General features: G+C 50.1%; 10 protein-coding genes and 2 pseudogenes. All 12 read right to left on the bottom strand.

The window, feature by feature from the left end; genetic code table 11:
• Nucleotides 1-132: 132 nt before the first annotated feature.
• Entirely contained in the window at nucleotides 133-1419 is a 1287-nt protein-coding gene (locus tag ABGT88_RS07070; protein WP_346701218.1) for a sigma-54 dependent transcriptional regulator, read from the bottom strand.
• Nucleotides 1407-3716 carry a hybrid sensor histidine kinase/response regulator gene (locus tag ABGT88_RS07065; RefSeq protein ID WP_346701216.1) on the bottom strand — a complete coding sequence of 770 codons (2310 nt, stop codon included), beginning with the start codon at nucleotides 3714-3716 and terminating at the stop codon, nucleotides 1407-1409. Before ABGT88_RS07065 ends, ABGT88_RS07070 begins: the two co-directional genes overlap by 13 nt.
• On the bottom strand, nucleotides 3716-5641 hold the full coding sequence (gene tet(Q) / locus ABGT88_RS07060) for a tetracycline resistance ribosomal protection protein Tet(Q) (protein ID WP_346701214.1): 1926 nt from the start codon (nucleotides 5639-5641) through the stop codon (nucleotides 3716-3718). The genes ABGT88_RS07065 and tet(Q) overlap by 1 nt, the downstream gene beginning before the upstream one ends.
• A 658-nt stretch (nucleotides 5642-6299) precedes the next feature.
• Nucleotides 6300-12134 carry an N-6 DNA methylase gene (locus ABGT88_RS07055; protein ID WP_346701212.1) on the bottom strand — a complete coding sequence of 1945 codons (5835 nt, stop codon included), beginning with the start codon at nucleotides 12132-12134 and terminating at the stop codon, nucleotides 6300-6302.
• Nucleotides 12121-12576, bottom strand: coding sequence for a DUF1896 family protein (locus ABGT88_RS07050; protein ID WP_055220716.1), 456 nt, complete (start codon nucleotides 12574-12576; stop codon nucleotides 12121-12123). Before ABGT88_RS07050 ends, ABGT88_RS07055 begins: the two co-directional genes overlap by 14 nt.
• A gap of 239 nt (nucleotides 12577-12815) precedes the next feature.
• A pseudogene (locus ABGT88_RS07045) lies at nucleotides 12816-14582 on the bottom strand (DNA topoisomerase); the annotation flags it as partial.
• A gap of 129 nt (nucleotides 14583-14711) precedes the next feature.
• Nucleotides 14712-15737 (bottom strand): tyrosine-type recombinase/integrase, encoded by a 1026-nt coding sequence (locus ABGT88_RS07040; RefSeq protein ID WP_057256749.1) that lies wholly within the window; start codon nucleotides 15735-15737, stop codon nucleotides 14712-14714.
• Nucleotides 15727-16731, bottom strand: a complete 1005-nt coding sequence (locus ABGT88_RS07035; RefSeq protein WP_206422497.1) for a tyrosine-type recombinase/integrase — start codon at nucleotides 16729-16731, stop codon at nucleotides 15727-15729. Before ABGT88_RS07035 ends, ABGT88_RS07040 begins: the two co-directional genes overlap by 11 nt.
• A complete protein-coding gene (locus tag ABGT88_RS07030; RefSeq protein WP_057256750.1) occupies nucleotides 16718-17962 on the bottom strand; it encodes a site-specific integrase in 1245 nt (414 codons plus the stop codon). The genes ABGT88_RS07035 and ABGT88_RS07030 overlap by 14 nt, the downstream gene beginning before the upstream one ends.
• A gap of 148 nt (nucleotides 17963-18110) precedes the next feature.
• Nucleotides 18111-18452: pseudogene (locus ABGT88_RS07025) on the bottom strand (toprim domain-containing protein); the annotation flags it as partial.
• Between the two features lie 93 nt (nucleotides 18453-18545).
• On the bottom strand, nucleotides 18546-18809 hold the full coding sequence (locus ABGT88_RS07020) for a DUF4099 domain-containing protein (RefSeq protein WP_346701209.1): 264 nt from the start codon (nucleotides 18807-18809) through the stop codon (nucleotides 18546-18548).
• Nucleotides 18810-18855: 46 nt separating this feature from the next.
• Nucleotides 18856-20616, bottom strand: a complete 1761-nt coding sequence (locus ABGT88_RS07015) for a DUF3945 domain-containing protein (protein ID WP_346701207.1) — start codon at nucleotides 20614-20616, stop codon at nucleotides 18856-18858.
• Nucleotides 20617-20657: the final 41 nt, after the last annotated feature.

The following is a 20657-nucleotide window of genomic DNA, read 5'->3' as shown; positions in this document are numbered from 1 at the left end:
ATGCGTCTTGCGGTCTTATTCTATACTATATCTTTATCGGGCGGAATTTTAATTTTCCGCACACGACTTTTCTCAAATGTTGCTACAAAGGTAGCCTTTTTCCTGTAATTCCTTTCATAATTTCAACAATTTCTATTTTATTCCGTATGCTTTCATCTTGTTGTACAGCGTGGTACGTCCGATGCCGAGCAATGCCGCAGCCAATTTGCGGTTGCCTTTCGCCTGTTCCAGCGCACGGATAATCTGTTTCTTTTCCATGTCGTCCATTTCCAGTGAAGCGTCAGACGCCAACGGCATTTCATCGAATTCCAACGTGTCCGCCGTGACCGTATCGCCCTCGGTATGCAGCACCGCCAAATGCACGACCCGTTTCAGCTCTCTCACGTTGCCGCCCCATGTATAGGCAAGCAGCCGTTTTCTTGCCTCCGCGTCAAAGCCTTTCACCTGCTTCTCGAATTCCTCGTTGGCAAGGTTTAGGAAAAACTCCGCAAGCGGTATGATGTCCTCCTTGCACTCGCGCAGCGGCGGTATGTGCAGGGTGTATTCTTTCAACCGTTGGTAAAGGTCAGCCCGGAAACGTTTTTCGGCGATGGCAGCCGGCAAGTCCTCGTTGGTGGCGGCGATGATGCGCACATCTGCTTTCCTGTCCTTGCCGCCGCCCGTGGGTCTGTACATTTTGGATTCCAACGCACGGAGCAGCATCTGCTGCACTTCTATGGGCAGGTTGCCTATTTCGTCAAGGAACAACGTGCCTCCGGCGGCTTCCTCCCAGAAACCTTGTTTCTTACTTTCGGCTCCCGTGAACGCCCCTTTCTCATGTCCGAACAGGGCGGAGGCGGCAAGCTCCTTTGAAAGCAGGCCGCAGTCCACCGCCACAAAGGGCTTGCCTGCCCGTTTGCTCCTTGCGTGTATCTTCCCGGCAATGTGTTCCTTTCCTGTTCCGCTTTCGCCTAATATCAATACGTTCATGTTGGTCGGGGCGACCAGCCTTATCCTGCGCTCTATCTCACGGAAAGCCGCGCTCTGCCGCTCGTAAATCGGTGCGTCATGTCGCTCCGTCCTTTTCTGCAAGGTTTTCAGGAGCGGGAAAAGGTTGGCTTCAATCAGCGGCTTCGGGATGTAATCTTCCGCGCCTGACTTCATCGACCGGACGGCCGTGGGCACTTCGTCGTAGTCGGTCATGACGATGTAGGGATTGTTCATGCCCTGTCTCCGCAGTTCTTCCAGCAGGGCGATGCCGTCACCGTCGGGCAGGCGCAGGTCGGCAAGCACGATGTCGTCCTCCCGCATCTTGGAAAACAGTTTCCTTGCCCCGTTGCAGGTGGAGGCGCTGACGCTTTGGAATCCCTTGCTCTCCAGCAGTCCGCACACATAACCGGCGAATACGGGATTGTCCTCTATCACGATTACTCTGCCCATCGTTCCGCCTCCTTCCTCGCCAAATCTACAATCAGTTTGCTTTGTGCCAGTACGGCATCAACGGCAGCCTTTACTTCGTTATCTGATATTTTTCCCTTGTGGATTGTGTCATACAATACCGCCAACGGCTGTTCCGCCTTTATCAGCATCCACGAGCTTCTGAGGTGGTGTATCCAGCTGTCCAACGCCTCCATGTCCCCGGCTTCCGCCGCCTTGCGCACTTCATCCATGTCGGATTGTGTCGTGGCCGCCAGCTTTTCCAACGTGCGCCGCTTGTCGCCGAAAGCGAGCAGGGGCGACAGGTCTATATTGCTTGTGCCCTTTGGCTTGATGCAGCGTTCCGTGACTGCAAGCAGTTCGTCTATGGAATAAGGCTTGTACAGCACGGCGGCAAATCCTTTTTCCGTCAGTTCCTTTTCTTCCACATAGCCTGCGGCGGTGGCTGCCACTACGGGGATGGTCTGCGAGTTGCCGATCTCCGACGTGCGCAGCAGTTCCAGCACCCCGTAGCCGTTCACCTCCGGCATCTTCAGGTCGGTTACCAGCAGGTCGTAGTCCTTTGTGCGCATACGGTCCGTCAGTTCGTCCACGCTTTGGCAGGTGTCGCACTTCACGCCGCTTTGCCTGTACATTTCCTTCATCATGTCCAGCAGCATCCCGTTGTTGTCTATCGCCAGCACGGAGCAGCCGGAAAGCGTGGAATGCTTAACAGTTGTCTTTTCGGCAGCCATTGTTTCCTCCGCTTTGGGCAGTGGCAGGCTTACGGTGAAGCGGCTTCCTTTGCCCGGTTTGCTTTTCACTGTGATGCTTCCATTCAACAGTTTCACCGTGTCGCTGACGATGGCAAGCCCTAATCCGAAGCCGTCCTCCGTCACGGAGTTGCCCAGCCGCTCGAACGGGACGAATATCCGCAGTTGCTGTTCCTTTGTCATGCCCGTGCCTGTGTCTGACACTGACAAGGTAAATATGCCGCTGGTATATTCGGTTGTCAATGTGACACTTCCGTTTTTGGTAAATTTGATGGCGTTGGAGAGCAGGTTGCTCCCGATACTCAGGATGCGGTTTTTGTCACCACCCACTATATCGTCCGTTTCACCGTCTATATTGAAACCGAGTCCTTTGTTCTTCGCCAATGGTGCAAATTCCGTTTCCAATATCTCGGCTATGGAGCGCAGTTTGAACGGCTTTATGACGGGTGTTTCCTTGCCGCTGTCCAGACGGAAATACACCAGCAGGTTGTTTATCATCCCTGCCATGCGCCCGGCGGCATCATTGATAGCCTGTGCGTGACGGATGCGGTTGTCCGCTTCCGTGTCGTTCAGCAGCAGTTCGGCGTTGCCGCCGATGGCGGTCAGCGGGGTGCGCAGTTCATGGGTGATAGTATGTACCGCCTTCTTCCTTGACGTTATCAGTGCCTCGTTCCGTTGTACGGATTGTTCCAGTTGCCTTATCAAATCAGTTGTCTTGTGCTTGTATTGTTTAATGCTTTTTGCATCACGATGTATGATGATGTAGGAAATTAACAACAATAGAAGAACGAATCCCATTAAACCGCCTACTTGCATAAATGACTTTTCACGCATGGCAACTATTTCGTTTTCCCGGCTTTGCAGTTCGGTTTGTACCTTTTCTTCTATTTGGCAAATCAATTCTTGCAGTTGTCTGTTAAGTTCTGCATTACGAGCTGCAAGGCTGTCGGCTTGTTCCGACAATTGGCGATCCTGCACTTTCTGTTCGCTGATTACGTTTCTATTGACCGAATGAAGGATAGTGGTTGATACTGCTGGAGTTACTTCCTTTTTTTTGCCGAATATGCCTAAGAAACCTTTTCGTTTTGGCTTTTTGGACTGTTCCTGCACACTTTTCTGTACAATAACCGGAATTTGATTGGCTATCTTCTTGTTAATAGATTGTTGTTCATCCATTAACCGGACTATCTGGAACATCTGTCGTTCCTTATCCTCTAAAAGACTGCGCACACTATCGATGCGCTCTGCTGGATAGGTGGCCTTGAAACGGCAGAGCATACTGTCCATTGCCATACGCCGTGCATGGTAATGCTCGATATCTTTATCGTTCCATTCCAGTATTGTTTCACCCAATAGAGAAAATTTTATCATTTGAATATTGATATTGTTTATTTCTTTTCGGAGCTCGTCTATTTTTTTATTGCCAAGTTCTAATGCTTCTATCTCCTGCCATTCATAGAGGCTATTATATGCCATACATCCGATAAGAATGGAGATAAGTATATATCCCAACCGTATTGCCTTATAGAAATTTCCTGACCGCTCCATTATTTTAATGACATTGATTTTTGGAACATGAATAAAAGTTTATCTTTTTCGTTCATGCGGATATTATCAGAATAATCGCCTTTTGTTATTTGATACCCGCATGGCTTAACCATAAAAACGCCTAAGCCCTTAGTGTATGAACTTACTTCTGAGGCATAGTCTTTACTTGTATTTAATGGAACTTTCCCTTTAATATGACACCAATCATTATTGCAACTGATGTCTTCAATCTCAGACATCATTTTTTGCAAATCTGTAATAGCTTTGGAACTCGCCACCTGGGGGATCTGCAACTCAAAATATAGCATCGGTTCGAGAATGTCTACACCTGACTGTTGCAAAGCCAGCCTGAAGACATAAGGGGTCAGCTGTCTGAAATCAGCAGGTGTACTTACCGGGCTATAATACTCGGCTTGAGTAAAAGTTACTTTCAGATCTGTCACTTCCCATCCATGTAATCCCGATTGGCAAGACATACGAATCCCTTCAAAAACGGCATTTTGAAAAGAATGGTTCAGATAACCATAGGAGATGTCACTTTCGATCTGCAACCCTGTTCCTAACGGCAAGGGTTCAAGAGTCAGCCCTATTGTGGCCCAATAAGGGTTGGGTGGCACTTCGATCTGAATAATCTTATTGACCTTTTTTATAGGTCGTTCTTTGTAGATAGTCTTGATCTCATCAAAATGGACCTTTACGGAAAATCGTTCTTCCAGCAATGTCTGTATGATTTCCTTCTGGGTTAAACCATATAACGAGATTTCCAATTCATCACTATATGAGTTTATGGAAAAGGACAAAGACGGGTCTTCAATCCACAATGTATTCAGAGCGGATATCACCTTGCTTCTCTCTTCGGGCTTGTCTGGCCGGACGGAGGATTTGAGAGCGGGATGCTGATGGGATAATCCTTGAATCAAACAAGGTTTAGCACCTAAATAATCTCCTATTCGAAAATCTGCTATATCTTCTACAATTGCGATATCATTGGCACCCACTTCATCAACATTTATCTCTCTGCCCTGATAAATAGTCTTTAGATTTTTAATCTTGATGAATTTTTCCGAATCGTTGATTCTTACAACGTCTCGAAGTCTCAGACTTCCGTCAATTATTTTAAGAAAACTTCTTTTATGCCCTTTGGGGTCATGCTCTATCTTATAGAGATAAGCTGAAAGTCTGTTTGAGACTGATGCCGGAGGAAGTATAAAAGAAGAAATGGCGTCCAACAACTCATTGATACCGATATTGAACATTGCTGATCCATGTAGCACCGGATAGACTTTGGCTTTTGCCACAAGAGCGATTATCGTATTCCAATAATCAGCCGGTGAAATTTCGCTATCCGCCAAATATCGTTCTAATATATCGTCGTCATGGTTGCATACAAATTCTTTGTATTCTTCCTTTATATATGTTTGGGAGCAAACCGGATAAACCGATCCATCGACAACAGTTTGCATAAACAGGACATCTTGCGACAGATTTGTTTTTATATCCATATACAAACGCTCCAAATTCACACCGGCACGGTCAATCTTATTGATAAATATAATTGTCGGGATTTGCAGCTTTTGTAAAGTACTGAACAGCAACTTTGTCTGCGCTTGTATGCCTTCCTTTGCGGATAAGATGAGGACTGCTCCATCAAGCATTTTGAATGTCCGCTCCACTTCCGCAATAAAATCCATGTGTCCCGGAGTGTCAATGATATTGCATTTCACTCCATTCCAGATAATAGATGTCGTAGAAGCCCGGACAGTAATTCCTCTACGTTTCTCTATATCCATAGAGTCCGTTATGGTGTCACCATTATCCACACGGCCGCACTTTTCCGTTGCTCCACTGGCAAACAGCAGATTCTCGGTTACGGAAGTTTTTCCTGCATCAATGTGAGCAAGAATTCCTAAATTTATAATATTCATTTGGATTAAGCAATAATATACTACAATAGATGCATTGTCGAAACGCACCTTTTAATACCTCCTCGTAGCATGTGAGAACTACAGGATTACTAACTCGTATTAATATGTATATTATTACTGCCGCATAACGATTACAAAATTACACAAAAAAATATATCTAACAAAAGTGGGAGGATTTTTTAACTTTTTTTAACATAGACATTTTATTAGGGAAGCGTAGGTTCAACTGGTAAGTACAAATAAGTAGAAATGTTTGAACAACACCGTTTTAGGAAGTTGAAAAATCAAGTTTCTCTCTCGGTATAGCGTTTATTTTGGCCAATATCTTCTTTAGTTTAGCATTTGTGTATTTCCCATTCGTGTTCTATTTAGCTCCTTATTATGAGTATGTAGCAAGTTGCTTATCAAATTCAGCCTCTTTGAGGGTCAAATATGGTTTTGCAAATGGTGACTGACAAGACATAAACAAGGTCAGCAGGAATTTTTTACATAAATGGACATGAATGTATATAACCTAAAATAAGAATAAATTTTAATAAGGGCTGCCCAAAAAGAAAAAATGCAGTTACCATCCTACAGATACTTGCAGAGAGGATAAAATTTACTTTTAGACCTTTTGGGATAGCCCTTATTAATACTTCAGATAAAATTCCTAAGGTTATATTTTCAATCCTTTGGACCGGGTTTCCTCCTTGGCATACAGTCCCGGACGCCCGATTATGACATGGTTGGCAACGATACTATCCGCCGGACTGCGTATCTGCGGCGGTGCATTTTCGGGATATTGCGCCTGCCTGTTCCTCACATCTTCCGCTTCCGGCTTGAGCTGTTGCCCTTCATTCTCCTTTTCTGCGACTTCGGGCGTGGGTGGCGCAAGCTCCAGCTGAATTTTTCGGTCAAGGGCGGCAAGTTCGGATTTCAGTTGCTTCAGCTCGTCCTCTTTCTTCCATGTCTTGCCCGCTATCTCCTGCAACTGCGGTATCTCGCGTTCCAGCACTTGGTTCTTTTCCTCGTACTGCCTGATAATCGCCGGGATGCGCTCCAACGCATTGAGGAAGTTCACTGCGGCGGCGTGGGTGTCCGCCATCGCCAGATGCCCGTTGTTGTACTTGTACTTATAGTGCCCCTCAACGATAAAGCGGTTGTCAATGGTCTCGCGTCCGTCGCAAATCATCCGCTCGCTCACCACCTTGATGGGGAAGCCATAGAGTTCGCCGATTTGCCGGTACAGCCCGCCCGTCGTGGCATTCTTGGCTATCTCCTGCAACTTCTTGCCGATGGCCTTCTCATCAGCGGAAGCCACCCCGTCAATCCGTATAGGGTTAAGCCGGTTGCCGTCCTTTCCGGTCTTGGCGGCAGCGGTGAATCTCTCCCAGTCTTCCGTCATGGCGGCGATGACGGCTTTATTGTCATTCAACTCCTTTGTCTTGCTCTCCAATTTCCACTCCGAATCGCGCTTGCCCTTGTTGAACGACTTGCGTTCGCCCTCTAATGAGGCTATCTTCTTTTCGAGTTTCGCCTTGTCCAGCAAGTCGGTGTTGCCCGACAGTATCGCCATGTATTCCGAGAAGTTCATGCCCGACTTCTCGTCCATCGCCCCCTCGTCGATGGTTCGTGCGCCCAATGCGCCGCTTTTCAGCTGACTGATGAACGTCTGCTTGCAATGCAGCAGGTTGAACTTGTACGAGTCCAGCGACTTCTCGACGGCGTAGATAATGACATCCACCTTATTATCCGCATACAGCTTGGCTATCTCGTTGCCCTTGCGCACCGCCCGTCCGTCCCTTTGGGCGAGGTCGGACGGACGCCACGGCGTGTCAAGGTGGTGGACGGCGACAGCCCTGCGCTGGGCGTTCACGCCCGTGCCGAGCATACTCGTCGAGCCGAACAGCACACGGACATAACCGCTGTTCATCGCCTCAATGACCGCCTTCCGCGCCTTCTCGTTCTTGCATTCCTGAATGAAGCGGATTTCGTGGGCGGGTATGCCGTAATCCTCCACCAGCTTGCGCTTGATTTCGGTATAGACACTCCAACCACCACCGGGCTGGTACGTGCCCAAATCCGAAAAGACGAACTGCGTGCCCTTTTGCGCGTCATACTTACGGTAGTATTCCGCTATCATCTTGGCGCAATGGCTCGCCTTGTTGTCGGGATGGTCTTCGTAATTCGGGTCAATCATGCGCATGTCCAATGCCATTTTCCGTGCATAGTCCGTGGCGATGAGCATCTTCGCCTTCTCCTCCGTTTCCGAGAGCGGCGGTCTGCCCAATATCGTCGCATCGCCCGACTTGGCGAACTGCATCAGCTTCCCGATAAACACCTCTTGGTCCGGGGTGGGCGGTATGTGGTGCAGTATCTCGTTCTTCTTCGGACGGTCCACGCCAATGTCCTCCGCCGTGCGGTAGTCGGTTATCTCGTTGTAGAACGCCGCCAGCTCCGGCACCTTGATGAAGTAGCGGAAGCGTTCCTTCTGCACGATGTTGTTCGTCACGTTGAACTCGAAATCGGTCGTCTTCTTGGCGAAGATGGCCGCCCATGCGTCGAAGCAGCGGATGTCCTGTTTCTCCAGCGCCTTCGGGCGCAGGTACTTGAACAGCAGATATAACTCCGTGAGGCTGTTGGAAATAGTAGTTCCAGACAAAAACGTCGCCCCCAAGTCCCTGCCCGTCCGCTCCTGTATGGTGCGGATGGCGAACAGCAGGTTCAGCGCCTTCTGGCTTCCTTCGGAGTTGCCCAGCCCCGCCACACGGTCGTGACGGGTGTTGAACGTCAAGTTCTTGAACTGGTGGCTCTCGTCGATGAACAGGTGGTCGATGCCCATCTGCTTGAAGTCCGCCACGTCGTCCGTCCTTGTCTTTATGGCGTATTCCACCTTTTCGAGTTTCGCCTGAAGGTTGACTTTCCTTTTCTCCAATCCACGCAGCATGGCTCGTGACACGTCCTTGCCTTGGGTGCGCAGCACTTCGAGGTTTTCCTCCACCGTGTCCAGCTCCTCCTGCAGGATGCGCTGCTGCAACTCCGGCGACTGCGGGATTTTCCCGAACTGGTCGTGCGACATGATGATGCAATCCCAGTCGTTGTTGCGGATGTCGTTGAAGAAACGCACGCGGTTGGCGGCGGCAAAGTCCTTCTCCGAGGCGTAGAGGATGCGGGCGTTGGGATAAGCCTTGCGGTAGGTCTCGGCTATCTCGCGCACGTTGGCTTTCAGCCCGATAATCATCGGCTTGTGTACCACTCCCAGACGCTTCATCTCGTGCGCTGACACGCACATTATCAGTGTCTTGCCGGTTCCGACCTCATGGTCGGCTATCCCGCCGCCGTTCTGTTTCAGCATCCAGATGCAGTCCTTCTGCGAGGGGTACAAGTCCATTATGCCCAAGCCTTTCAGGTCCAAGTCCGGGAACTTCTGGTGCGATCCGTCATACTTCGGGCGCACGAAACAGTTGAACTTGTCGTTGTACATGTCCGTCAGCCGCTTCTTGAACTCCGGCGACTGTTCCTCCAGCCACTCGGTAAAGCCGTTTCGTATCTCGTCAATCTTCGCGTTGGCAAGCTGTATGCCCTCGCTGTCACGCACCTTGATGTCGTTGCCGTTCTCGTCCTTTCCGATGCTTTTCATCATGTCGGGGCAGGTGTTGTGCAGGGCGTGCTTCAGCAGGTTCATGCCGTCGTAGTTGCGGTAGTAGCCCTTCACAAGGAATTCGTCCGTGATTTTCATCGTCCGATAGGCGCATTTCACCGAATACTCGTCGAGGCTCTCCGAGTAGGTTATCCGCACCTCCGTGTCGAACAGGCGGCTCATATAGGCGGCATACACGCCCGTGGGTATCCAACGCTCCCCGAAGTTGAAGTCCAGGTCCTCGAAAGGGATTTGTTCGGGTACGCTCTCGCGCAGTGCCGCCAAAGCCTCCTGCGCCTGCGGCATCATCCCGTGGCCCTCATGTCCCTTTATCCATTCCTCCACATCAGCTACTTTCTGCACCACGTTTCCGGCGATGAAACTGTCAGCTATCTCGTAGCCGTCCGCCAACGGGTTGTAGAACACCCGTCCTTTCAGGACTTCGAGCATCTCCGCCTGCGGCAGGTCGCAGAGAGATTCCATGTAGGGCAGGTTCACGCCGCCGTACAGGTTGAGCGAGGCGGACAGGGCTTCTTCGGGCGACTCCACCTCGACAAGCGTTTCCTGCGAAAAGGAAACGGGACGGTCGAAGATGTCCGCCTTGACGAACTGCCCGTTCTCGCCGCGTTCCAGCGAGAGCATGTTGCGCCCTGAAGCGTCCATCAGGATGAGCTTCGCGTTGTGCTTGGCATTCAGGTTGCCGTAGCGCATGACGAACTCGTCGTAGTAGGTGTTCAGGTTGCGGCGCAGCAGGGCGTTCTCCTCGTGGTTCTCCGCTTCGTAAGCGTAAAGCCGCTCGTAGGTGTTGCGCAAGTCGATGTAGAGTTGCGCCTTCCGCGCCTGCATTCCGTCCATGTCGAGCGGCTGGAAGGTAGCCCCGTAGCGGGTGACATCCTTCAGCACCCCGATTTGGAAGCGGACGCCGCCCGTGTGTTCCCATACCAGTGAGCCGTCTTTCAGGTGCGGCTCCATTATGCCTTTGAACGGGCGCGGTTTCATTGCTTCCTCTTTCCTGCGCTGCCGTTCTTCCGGGGGCAGGGCGGCTTCCTCCCCGCGCATCTCCCTTTCCACACGCTCTATCTGTTTTTTCGCCCGCACTTCGTATGCGTTCTCTATCGGATAGACAGTTTGCACCTTTTCCGCTTGCTTGGCGGCATTGGCATCCATCTTCTCCTTTCCCAAACGGCGCAGTTCGGCACGCCGTTCGGGAGTGAGCGACATCATCATTTCGTAGAAGCCGTTGATGGGCGGGTTGGTTTCCCAGTCCAGACTACGGTAAACGGCATCCTCCGGGTCATCGTCTATGGCAGGCTTCTCTACAGGCGGTTCGGGCATGGGCTGTTCAGCTTCTTTCGGCTTCACCTCTATCTGTTCCAGTTCCGACGGGGAAAACAGCGGCTGTTCCTGCTGCTTTTTGCGTTTGGACTTGCCGCCTTTCTTCCTCTCCGGTTTCAGCCCGCGTTCCGCCATCCGCCGTTCCTCCTGCGTGTAGCCAAACAAATCGTATAAGTCCATTACCGCGGCTTCAGGCCGTTTTGTTCCCATCTCCTGCGCTACGGCTTGCGCCGGTTCCGCCTTTGGCGGCACCGGATTTTCTTCTCTTTTCATCTCCGGCTGTTGCCCGGTAACCGCCTTGATGTCATTCTCTTTTTTCGTCTCTGCCAGTGTAGGCTGTACAGCTATGGTCTGCCGGGGTTCCAGCCTTTCACCCTTGATGCCGTTGTAGCGTTCCAGGTCCAGCCTTGCCGACAGGTCGTCCGACAGCATCCGGTACAGGTCCGTGGCGATGCCCTCCACGCCGCCGCTGTGCGTATAGACGATGGCAGGCTTGCCGTAAGGGTCGGTGTCACGTTTCGCGTCAGTGTGGATGATATGTTCCGGGTGGTCGAACAGATACCCGTTGGTGACAATGTTCGTATGGTTGTTCTTCACGACATCGCCAAACTTCCTGTCCTCTTCGGAAAGCTCCTCCTTGCCTTCGTTCTTTTGCAGGACAATCAGGTCACAGCCTACTTCCGTGTTGGCATTTTCCGTGAACAGGTTGTTCGGCAGGCGGATGGCGGACAACAGATCCGCTTTGCGTGTCATCATGTAGCGTGTGCCGCCGTTGCCCTCCGTGTCCAGCACGCCCCGCGAGGTAATGAACGCCACGATGCCGCCGTCACGCACCGCGTCCAGCCCTTTCAGGAAGAAATAGGTATGCACCTTCCTTGCCGCTATTCTCCGGAAGGTCGAGCCGTTCTCAAACTCAGGGTCGAACACGGCTATGTCCCCGAAAGGGATGTTGGATATGGCAAGGTCAAACCGGTTCAGGAACGGCTTTTCTATCTTCTCGAAGCCTTCCGTGCGTATCTTCTGCTCCGGGTACAGGTGTCCCAGCATCTTGCCTGTCAGCAGGTCTTTCTCGAAGGCCATCACCTCTGCCTGTGGGTTGTCCGACAACACCGAGCCGATGAACGCGCCCATGCCTGCCGAAGGCTCCAGCACGAGCTTCGGGCGTACCTTCCTGTCGTGCAGCACGTCCGCGATGGTATCCGTGATGGCCTGCGGCGTGTAGAACGCCGTCAGCACCGAGGCTTTCAGCGAATCCACATACCGCTTGTACTCCGTTTCATCCCTGCTGTTCTCCCGGATGATGCGGTGCAGCTCCACCGTAGGCGCGAACAGTTCGAGGTCGGACTTCGCCCAATGCACGGCATCCGCCAGTTCCTTTGCCGGGTTCAGGATGCACTTCAGCCCTCCGAAGCCGCAGTACCGCTCCAGCAGCGCACGTTCCCTTTCCGTCGGGGTGCGCCGTTCCCGGTCAAGCGTGAACGCCGTGCGTACCGCCTCGATGTTGTCCCTCAGTTTCTGTTTCCTATTGAACGCCATGGCCTTCCTCCAGATAAAGCACGACGGTTCCCACCAGTTCCGTATAGAGCAGGTCATGGGCAGGCGACAGGGCAAAGGTGTCGTCCGACGTATCGTAACCGGCGAACAGGTTTTTCAGATAGGGGTACAGGTCGCGGCAGAACGCCTCGCGTCCGGATTCCGGCACCTCGTCGGCAAACTCCCTCTCCACGACCTCTGTCAGCAGGGCGTAGGGCGAGAAGTGCAGCCCGCGCAGCAGGACGCGCATGGCTTCCTCGTGAGCGTGTTCCACCGTGCCGCCCGCCAGCCTTTCCTTTTCAAAGGTTACGGTGGCGGCTTCCTCCCTTTCTGTGATAAGGTCCGTGTCGGATACTTTGTCGGGATGGTATTTTCTCAGGTAGTCCAGCAGGTACAGCCCGTAGTAGGACAGCTCCGCCGGAAGGGTTTTCTTGTTCTGTTTCATTTTCTGATGGATTTAGTGGTGAAAAACGGATTTTGGATTTTGATAAAGGAGAAGAAAAAGGCACCCGGTATCCCTCCGAGTGCCGCCACTAAATCCACCGTAAAACAATGCTTCAACGTATTGAAACAGATTATGAACAGTGAATCAGTGGCAAAAGTAATGCAAATCGAGGGGAGAACAAAATAAGCGAGCTTATTTTTTATTCCGAGATGCAGCTTACTTTATCAAAATTTATACATTTATTTTCTTCCTCCTCTCTTGTTTATGGATTTTCTTGTCGATTTATTTTCAGGAAAGATGAATTTCGTGTTGAAATCCGCGTCGAAAGCGACTGCTGCGCTGAACGGCTTGCCCTGTTTGCTCTTGAAGCTGCTGAGGACGCCCGTTTTTCCCTTGGCCAGCAGGTCGGTCATTTCCGTGTCGGTGAGCGTCCTGCCCGCTATCTGGCGGAACACCGGCAGGGCGCAGTCCGGGTTGTCGCAGCGCACCACCTTGCCGTAGAACTGCATCGTGCCCGTGCCGCACTTGGGACAGGCACAGCCCGATGCCTTGTGCCCGAAGATTTTGTCGCAGGCGAGCAGTTCGGTGGTTATCTTGCGGGTGTAGCCCTCGATGTCGCGCAGGAAAGCCTCGTGCGGCGTCCTGCCTTTTTCTATCTCCGCCAGTTCCGACTCCCAGCGCCCGGTCATTTCCACATCAGCGATGTCCATGCCCTTCACGATGGAATACAGGGCAAGCCCTTTCTCCGTCGGCACAAGCGACTTCTTCACGCGCACCATGTACTCCCTTTTAAGCAGGGTCTCGATGATGGCGGCGCGGGTGGCGGGCGTGCCGATGCCGCAGTCCTTCAACGCCTGGCGCACTTCCTCGTCCTCCATACCCTCGCGTCCGGCGGTCTCCATCGCCGCCAGAAGGGTACTTTCCGTGTGGAGCGGTTTCGGACGGGTCATGCCCGAGCTCATCGAGCAGCCGTTCATTGCCAGCGTGTCGCCCTCGTTCCAGTCTGGCAGTACGGTGTCTTCCTTGTCCTCATCATAGACCGAACGCCAGCCCGCCTTGCGTACGATGCAGCCTTTCGTTTCAAACTCCACGCCTTCGCATTCCGCCCGGACGGTGGTCGTGTCCTTGACGCATTCCGGGGAGAACGCCTCAATCATGCGCCCCACAATCATGTCGTAGATAAGCTGCTCGTTCTTGTAGAGCGCCAGCGGACGGTTGGGTGTCACCAGCAACGCATGGTGGTCGGTCACTTTCGAGGCGTCCACGCTGCGACGGTTCAGTGCGTCCATGCTTTTGATTTTATCGGCAAACAATGAATGGGCAGATAATCTTTCAAATAACAAGGGTACTTCGGCAAACACGTCCTCCGGAATGTAGCGGCTCGATGTTCTCGGATAGGTGATGAGCTTTGCCTCGTAGAGCGTCTGCACAAGGTCGAGCGTCTGTTCCGCCGTGAAGCCGTGCTTCGTATTCGCTTCCTTTTGGAGCGTAGTCAGGTCGTACAGCAGCGGAGGGTTCTCCACCTTCTCCTTCTTTTCGACTCTCACGATGGTGGCGCACATCTGTTCCTTTACCTTATTATGTAATGTAGCTGCCTTTTCCTTGTCTTTCCATTTCTCTACCGAGGAGAATTTTACAACCTCGTTCACGCTCGCCGACGGCGTGGTGAAATGAAGCTGGTGTACCGGTTCGGGTGTGAAACGCCTGTTTTCCCAGAATCGCTTGCAGACCATCGCCAGCGTGGGTGTCTGCACCCGTCCGACGGAATACGTGCCCCGCCCGGCGGCTACCGACAATGCCTGCGTGCCGTTGATGCCCACCAGCCAGTCGGCTTCACTTCTTGCTTTGGCGGCAAGGTATAGGCTGTCATACTCGTGCCCGTCCTTCAGCTCTTTCAGTCCCTTGCGGATGGCGGCGTCGGTCAGCGAGCTTATCCACAGCCTTTGGAACGGCAGGGTGCAGCCGGTGTAGGAATACAGGTACCTGAATATCAACTCGCCTTCACGCTTATCACAACTTTAGATAATCGCGATTATCCAAAGTAAAAGATTATCCAAAGTAGAATTCTATTCGTATTTGATTATGAGATAGTTATATTTAATACTTACAAAAACTACTTTGGATAATAATTAGTCCTACTTTCCAAGTCCTTTTAACCAGTGCTTCAATTTTGAATCTTTCTCCCAAGAGCCTTCTACTTTATCCATGACAGGAATGATGTCTGCATAAGCAGCTTCAAGAGCCTCTCTTTTCTGTTTGGAATCAGCCCGAGCGTATATTTCTGTAGTTTGTATAGATACATGCCCGAGTATATCCCGAATATAAATCAAGTTTACTCCGGCTTGCAACAAGTGCATCGCCTTGCTGTGCCGTAGGCTATGAGGGCTGATTTTGGCTGGTATAAGATTCGGATCTGCAACATGTGCATTCCTCACGTATCTCATCAAAATAAAAGTTACCCCCGCATTTGTGAGTTTTCCCCCTCTGTTGTTTACAAACAAAGGACGTTGGTTCAACGATTGCTTCAACAGACCTTCGGTTTCCATATACTTTTTAAGTAATTCCACTTGCTGTTCTTGTAGCGGAACAAGCCTTCTTTTCCGTCCCTTGCCAAATAATGACACATAATATGGCTTAACCAAATGCAAGTCTGTCGGTGTCAAATCTATGAGTTCCTGAACTCTGGCTCCACTGTCATACAGTAACGCTATCAAGGCAAGATCACGAAGTCCGTTTCTCGTATTTACTGGTATTAACGACAACAATAGTCTTATTCCGTCAATAGACAAATAACTTACCGACTGCTTTTCGCAATGTTTCGATTTTATAGATAATATGGATTGCCATTGGTCCAAATGGAAGATGTCAGTATACAGCATATACTTACAAAAAGTATGGAATGCGGAGAGCTTTTGATTGCGTGTTGCTGTACCGCATCCTTTGTTTTCTTCCGTCCAATGTAAAAAATCCGAAACGTTGTTTCGTGTCAGATGTTCCAGCGATATCCTGTCTGCCTTAATGCATCTTGTTTTTTCCATAAAATCTATGAATGACAAGAATGTATTTCCATATGCCCTTATGGTGTTATGGCTCAGACCTCGTTCTCCGGACAGATAACTTGTAAAAAAGCGAGTCAGATACTTTGCAAAATCATCTTTCATAGGCTACAGGATTATTAGGTAAAGCGGGGTATAAAAAACTTGTAATGGAACTTTCCAGTTTCAGTACATCCGGATACATCTCTTGTGTCAGCCGCACATAGGTTTCCGTATCGGACAGCTTCTTATGTCCAAGAAAAACGGAAAGAATAGGAAGCGTACAATATATATCCGCCCCGTTTCTTACTTGGCGCATCAACGAATGTACGGCAAATGTATGCCTTAGATCATGTACTCTGGGTCCTTTTTTAGCACAATGCGGAATACTGCATTTTCTTAATATAATTCTGAACCACGCATAAACCCTGCTCTGGTTCAGAGGCAATCCGGATGGAGAAATAAAAAATGGAGACTCCATGGCATTTACATGGGGTAAAGGCAGCCTGTTCCTCGCTTCCACATATTGGCTTAACATCTGGTGCAATGACGGACAGACAGGTATCAGGCGTTGGCGCTGGTTCTTGGTTTTCCTTATTGTGATTACTCTTTTCTCGAGATTTATATCTTGGTTCAACAATGACGTGGCTTCACTCACACGCATCCCTGTACCATACAGCAGGCGAAAAATGGCAGGTATAGAAAAAAGACGGCTGTCCATATTTCCGTGATCGCTGGCCACAAGAGAATCACACACTGTAAAAATGGAAAGCACTTGTTCGTGCGTGAAGATGTATGGTGCATACGTATTGGCTTTGCTCTTTGGAATTCGAGGTACATAACAAGGAAAACCTATGTTATTCATATACTTTGCAAACTGTGCCAATATAGAATATTTGCTACAAATCGTTTTATAGCTGTTATTAATCAAAGTATGTCCCCATTTGTCTATCAGTACACTTGGGATAAAAGGAGTCCGTACCTTTTCTTCGATGAAGAACCGATCGAGTAACCCTAAAACACTTTCAAAATATTTCCTTGAAAAACCCAGAGCTTCTTTTGCATCCACAAACTTTTGCATATATGGAGCGAATACGCTCATAAATTTACATTTTTCCATAAAAGATACCTCCTTTCTGTTCGTAAAAAGCGGGATTGACAAGCGGTACGTCAAGGGCACATTTCATCAGGCTTGACAAATCTACCCTTAAATATTCCATTGTACTCAAGGAACTCTCGTGTCCCAATGATTCAGATATGACTGGCAGCGAAACACCGTTGGCAAGCAGTCTGCTGGCGAGAGAATGACGCATAGCATGAGGACCGAACTTACGTTTGGATATATCAACGCCTGATTCTCTCATAATTCTTGATATTACACCGTTTATTCCCCAACGGAACATTGGACGATAAGGTGGACGTGCCGATAAGAATATTTCCGAATGCCCGGAAATCGGTCTGCCATAACGCAGATAATTGACTATGGCTTCACCGACATCAGTAAGCAACGGAAGCTCTATCGATTTTTTTGTTTTGTATTGGATGAATGCAATGACATTGTGATCCCAATCCAAATGGTCAAACTCCAATCTGCAAATATCCGAAGCGCGTAAACCGAGCCGTGTGGCAAGAAGCAATATTGCATAATCACGTTTCCCTACCGGACCTGATTGTTCAACCGACAACTCTATTTGTTTGACTTCTTCGGCACTATATATGGAAGGCAGTTTTTCCCGTTTGGGATAACGGTTACGAGAAAGAACATATTCAAAATCTGTCTGAATATATTCTTTACCTGCCAGGAATCGGAGAAACAGCCGTATAGAAGAATATCTGTCCCTGGCGTTTCTACTCGTACTCAAAAAAGTCACGATTTCATCTTCTCCAATATCGCAAAGTTTTGATTTTGACTTGGTTTCCAAAAATTCAATAAAATAACTCAAATTACGGCGATGTTTTAAAACCGTAATATCATTACGCCGACTATTTACCAGCTCTTCCAGAAAAAGATGTGCAGCTTCTCCAATCTCTCCGGGCAAAGGATGTTCTTCTATTGGTACTATCCTTTTTGGAATAATACCTGTATCCAAATAAGCGGAAAGGATATGCACACTACGAGTAAGTACCCGCTTGGAGAATGGGGTTAAATTCGAAAGAACTGATTTCAGGTAACATTCTCCGGCTTCAGTCGAGTAGAACACGATGTCTTTTTCCTGTAGATAAGGCAACAGGTATTCCGACCATTTCTTCTGGTGTAAAGTAATGCAGGCTTCCGAATACCCAAGAAACCGCAAGTGTTCTGTACATTCTTGTATCAGAACATGAATGTTTTTCTTTTTGTTGTTGGACATATTTATTGATTTTAACGGGTGGTTTGTTCCAACCCTATGCGAAATTACCATTATATTATCCAAACAACATTATCAAAAGTAATATTGAAAATCAATTTATTGGAAACTTATAGTTGTTATTGCTTTGGATAATCTTTTACTTTGGATAATCACGACCGGCATCGGTAGCCACGATGATGCTGTCACAGCGGTTGAATACGCTTTCTATGACTTTCAGCTGTTTCGAGGCGGCGATGTCCGTAACCATTCCCCTGTCCGTGCGCATCTGTCGGGAGACCAGGCGGAACGGGTCCGGCAGCATCGGCAGGTCCTCCGCTGCCGTTTTCGTATAACCGTAAGTGTCGGGCATGGCCAGCGACACGAGGTGTCCCAGTGCCCAGGTCACCATATATCCGTTACCGGAACAGTAGCCGTCATTTCTTGTATCAGCCCCGACTACACGGGCTATGTCCATGCCTACACTCGGCTTTTCTGCGATGATTGCTATCATATTGTAAGATAAAAATTAAGCCGTTTCCCGTTTTCCATGCGGAAGACAGGAAACGGCGGTAAGACATCGGTTTACTTGATAATTGCTCTCAGATTATTTGCCCAACGGTGTCACTCCCTGGATTTCCAGCAGCGGGGCCTCGCCCTTGCGGACCAGCTGGAGCGTGGCGTCCATCACCACGTCCACGCCGAGGAGCACGAGGCTCAGGGACATCACTTTCGTCTTCTCTCCCCTGAGGAGGGTGTCCAGCTCGCCGGAGAGTTCCAGCTCGTCCTTCATGATGCCGATGTCGTGCAGTTCGTCCCAGTTCACATCTTCTGCCTTGAAAGGCATGTCGTTTCCGTTTTCCTTTTTCATATTTCTCTCTTTTTTGATTCAACATTCATTTTTCAGTTGCCTGCCATCAGGAAATACTGGCTCCCTTTGACTTGCGATTGCCCTGTTCCTGACGCTGATTGTTGGCCACCACGTTGCGCTGCGAGGCGTCACGCTTGCGGTCGGGATTCTCGTTGTAGAAGTCCAGACGCCCCTGGTTGAAATTGGCCTTGACGTACTGCGAGATGGTCTTCCCGTCATAACCCTTGATGCCTTCCACCAGCACGGCCTTTCCGCTCTGCAGGTCGGCACGCTGCTTTCTGGTCAGGGGTACGTCCCAGACCTTGTCGGGAATCTTGAAATCGGCCCGCAGCTCGAATCCGTCGGGCGTGCGGGAGTAGCTCAGGCGTCCCGTCTCCAAGTCCACCTTGATGAAGGAGGAGAACTCCTCTCCCCTACGGTTCACCATGTCGTTAAGGAAAATCACCTTGCCGTCACGGAGCTGCTGCTGTTCCTCCGCCGTAATCTTCACTCCGTTGATTTCGTCGGGAATATAGATTTCGCGTGCGCCTTCCGGGGAATCCGGGTTGTAGCGGGTGTACGACGGACGGCCCGTCGCCTCGTCCAGCTTCACGTAGGAGGAGAAGACCTCGCCGTCCTTGCGCTGCATGCCCTCCACGAAGATGGCCTTTCCGGCGTTCAGATCCTCGACCTGCTTCTGTGTCAGTTCCACGCCCCCGAGTGTCTGGCGGTTGAAGAGCTTGTCGTTTTCGAAGATGAACTCGACCCCCCTGCGCTCGGCGTTCACCTGAATGAAGGCGTTGAACTCGTTGCCAGACTTGGCGATCATGCCTTCGACATAGACCTTCTTACCTTCACGCAAGTCCTTCTGTTCCTGCTCGGAGAGTTGTACACCCTTGATTTCCTTTGGAATAAAGGCGTTCTCCGCTTTCATGGCAACCACCTCGTTGGTCAACTTGTCGATGCTGATGAAGGAAGGGATAAACTCCCCGTTGCGTCCTTTCAGCTCCACGACACGCCCCATGTTGCCCGTCTCGAGCAGGTTATGCTTATCCTCCTCGGAAAAGATATGCCCGAAATACGGGCGGTCGAGGTCGGGTTTCTGCCGGATACCGTGGATACCGAGCACCACGTCGCCCGACACGGACTGCTGGAAGGACAGACGTGCGTCCGTTCTCAGCACGGCCGAGCCGAAGTTCATGCTAATGGGCACGACCTGGTTGGTCTTGTAGCCACGAAGCATCTGTTCGAGCAGTCCGCGTTCCTGAAGGTATTCGCGGGAGATTCCGAAATTTTTAAGTTGTTCCCAGTTAATCATGGATTCGTTGTAACGGTACTGGGGCTGCGACTGGCTGTCGGCTGCGGCAGCCTGCTGGGGTTCATTTTTCTTTGCCATTTCTTTTTGATTTTTTGGGTTGATACTTTGGTTTTCCTTGTTGCGCGGGACAATCTCGTACTGTTTGAGAAATTCTTCCACGGCTTTTGTCTTTTTTCCTGCGGCAATATCCTCGATGGCCTGCTGCACGGCAGGGTCGTCCAGTTTCTCCTCCTTGACAGAGAGGATTCCGAAGCGTGTCGGGTCTTTCAACTGGCTCCAGAAGTTCTTGATGAAGTTCTCGAAGGCATCGGCATAGCGGTCAATCTTCAGGAAGGAATTGCGGTGCTGCTTGTCGGCGGCAACCGTGCTGTACTTCCCGTCCTTTCCGATTTGCGATACCGCTTCCAGAATCAGTTCCATCTTGTCGAGGATGAACACGATGTCACTCATCTGCTCATTTTCGGTGACCTGTGGTTTCGGGGGTTCTTCCCGTGCATTTTTCTTTGCCATAATTTTTGATTTTTAGTGTTGATAACTCATGTTGTCACCGC

This window comes from Barnesiella sp. An22, assembly GCF_963931395.1.
Lineage (GTDB): Bacteria > Bacteroidota > Bacteroidia > Bacteroidales > Barnesiellaceae > Barnesiella > Barnesiella merdigallinarum.
This window is presented reverse-complemented; position numbering and strand designations above follow the sequence as displayed.

Bases quoted from the DNA above. Each gene is read 5' to 3' on its own strand.
- ABGT88_RS07070 (WP_346701218.1), bottom strand. From the start codon at position 1,419: ATGGGCAGAGTAATCGTGATAGAGGACAATCCCGTATTCGCCGGTTAT.
- ABGT88_RS07065 (WP_346701216.1), bottom strand. From the start codon at position 3,716: ATGGAGCGGTCAGGAAATTTCTATAAGGCAATACGGTTGGGATATATA.
- ABGT88_RS07055 (WP_346701212.1), bottom strand. From the start codon at position 12,134: ATGGCGTTCAATAGGAAACAGAAACTGAGGGACAACATCGAGGCGGTA.
- ABGT88_RS07050 (WP_055220716.1), bottom strand. From the start codon at position 12,576: ATGAAACAGAACAAGAAAACCCTTCCGGCGGAGCTGTCCTACTACGGG.
- ABGT88_RS07040 (WP_057256749.1), bottom strand. From the start codon at position 15,737: ATGAAAGATGATTTTGCAAAGTATCTGACTCGCTTTTTTACAAGTTAT.
- ABGT88_RS07035 (WP_206422497.1), bottom strand. From the start codon at position 16,731: ATGGAAAAATGTAAATTTATGAGCGTATTCGCTCCATATATGCAAAAG.
- ABGT88_RS07030 (WP_057256750.1), bottom strand. From the start codon at position 17,962: ATGTCCAACAACAAAAAGAAAAACATTCATGTTCTGATACAAGAATGT.
- ABGT88_RS07020 (WP_346701209.1), bottom strand. From the start codon at position 18,809: ATGAAAAAGGAAAACGGAAACGACATGCCTTTCAAGGCAGAAGATGTG.
- ABGT88_RS07015 (WP_346701207.1), bottom strand. From the start codon at position 20,616: ATGGCAAAGAAAAATGCACGGGAAGAACCCCCGAAACCACAGGTCACC.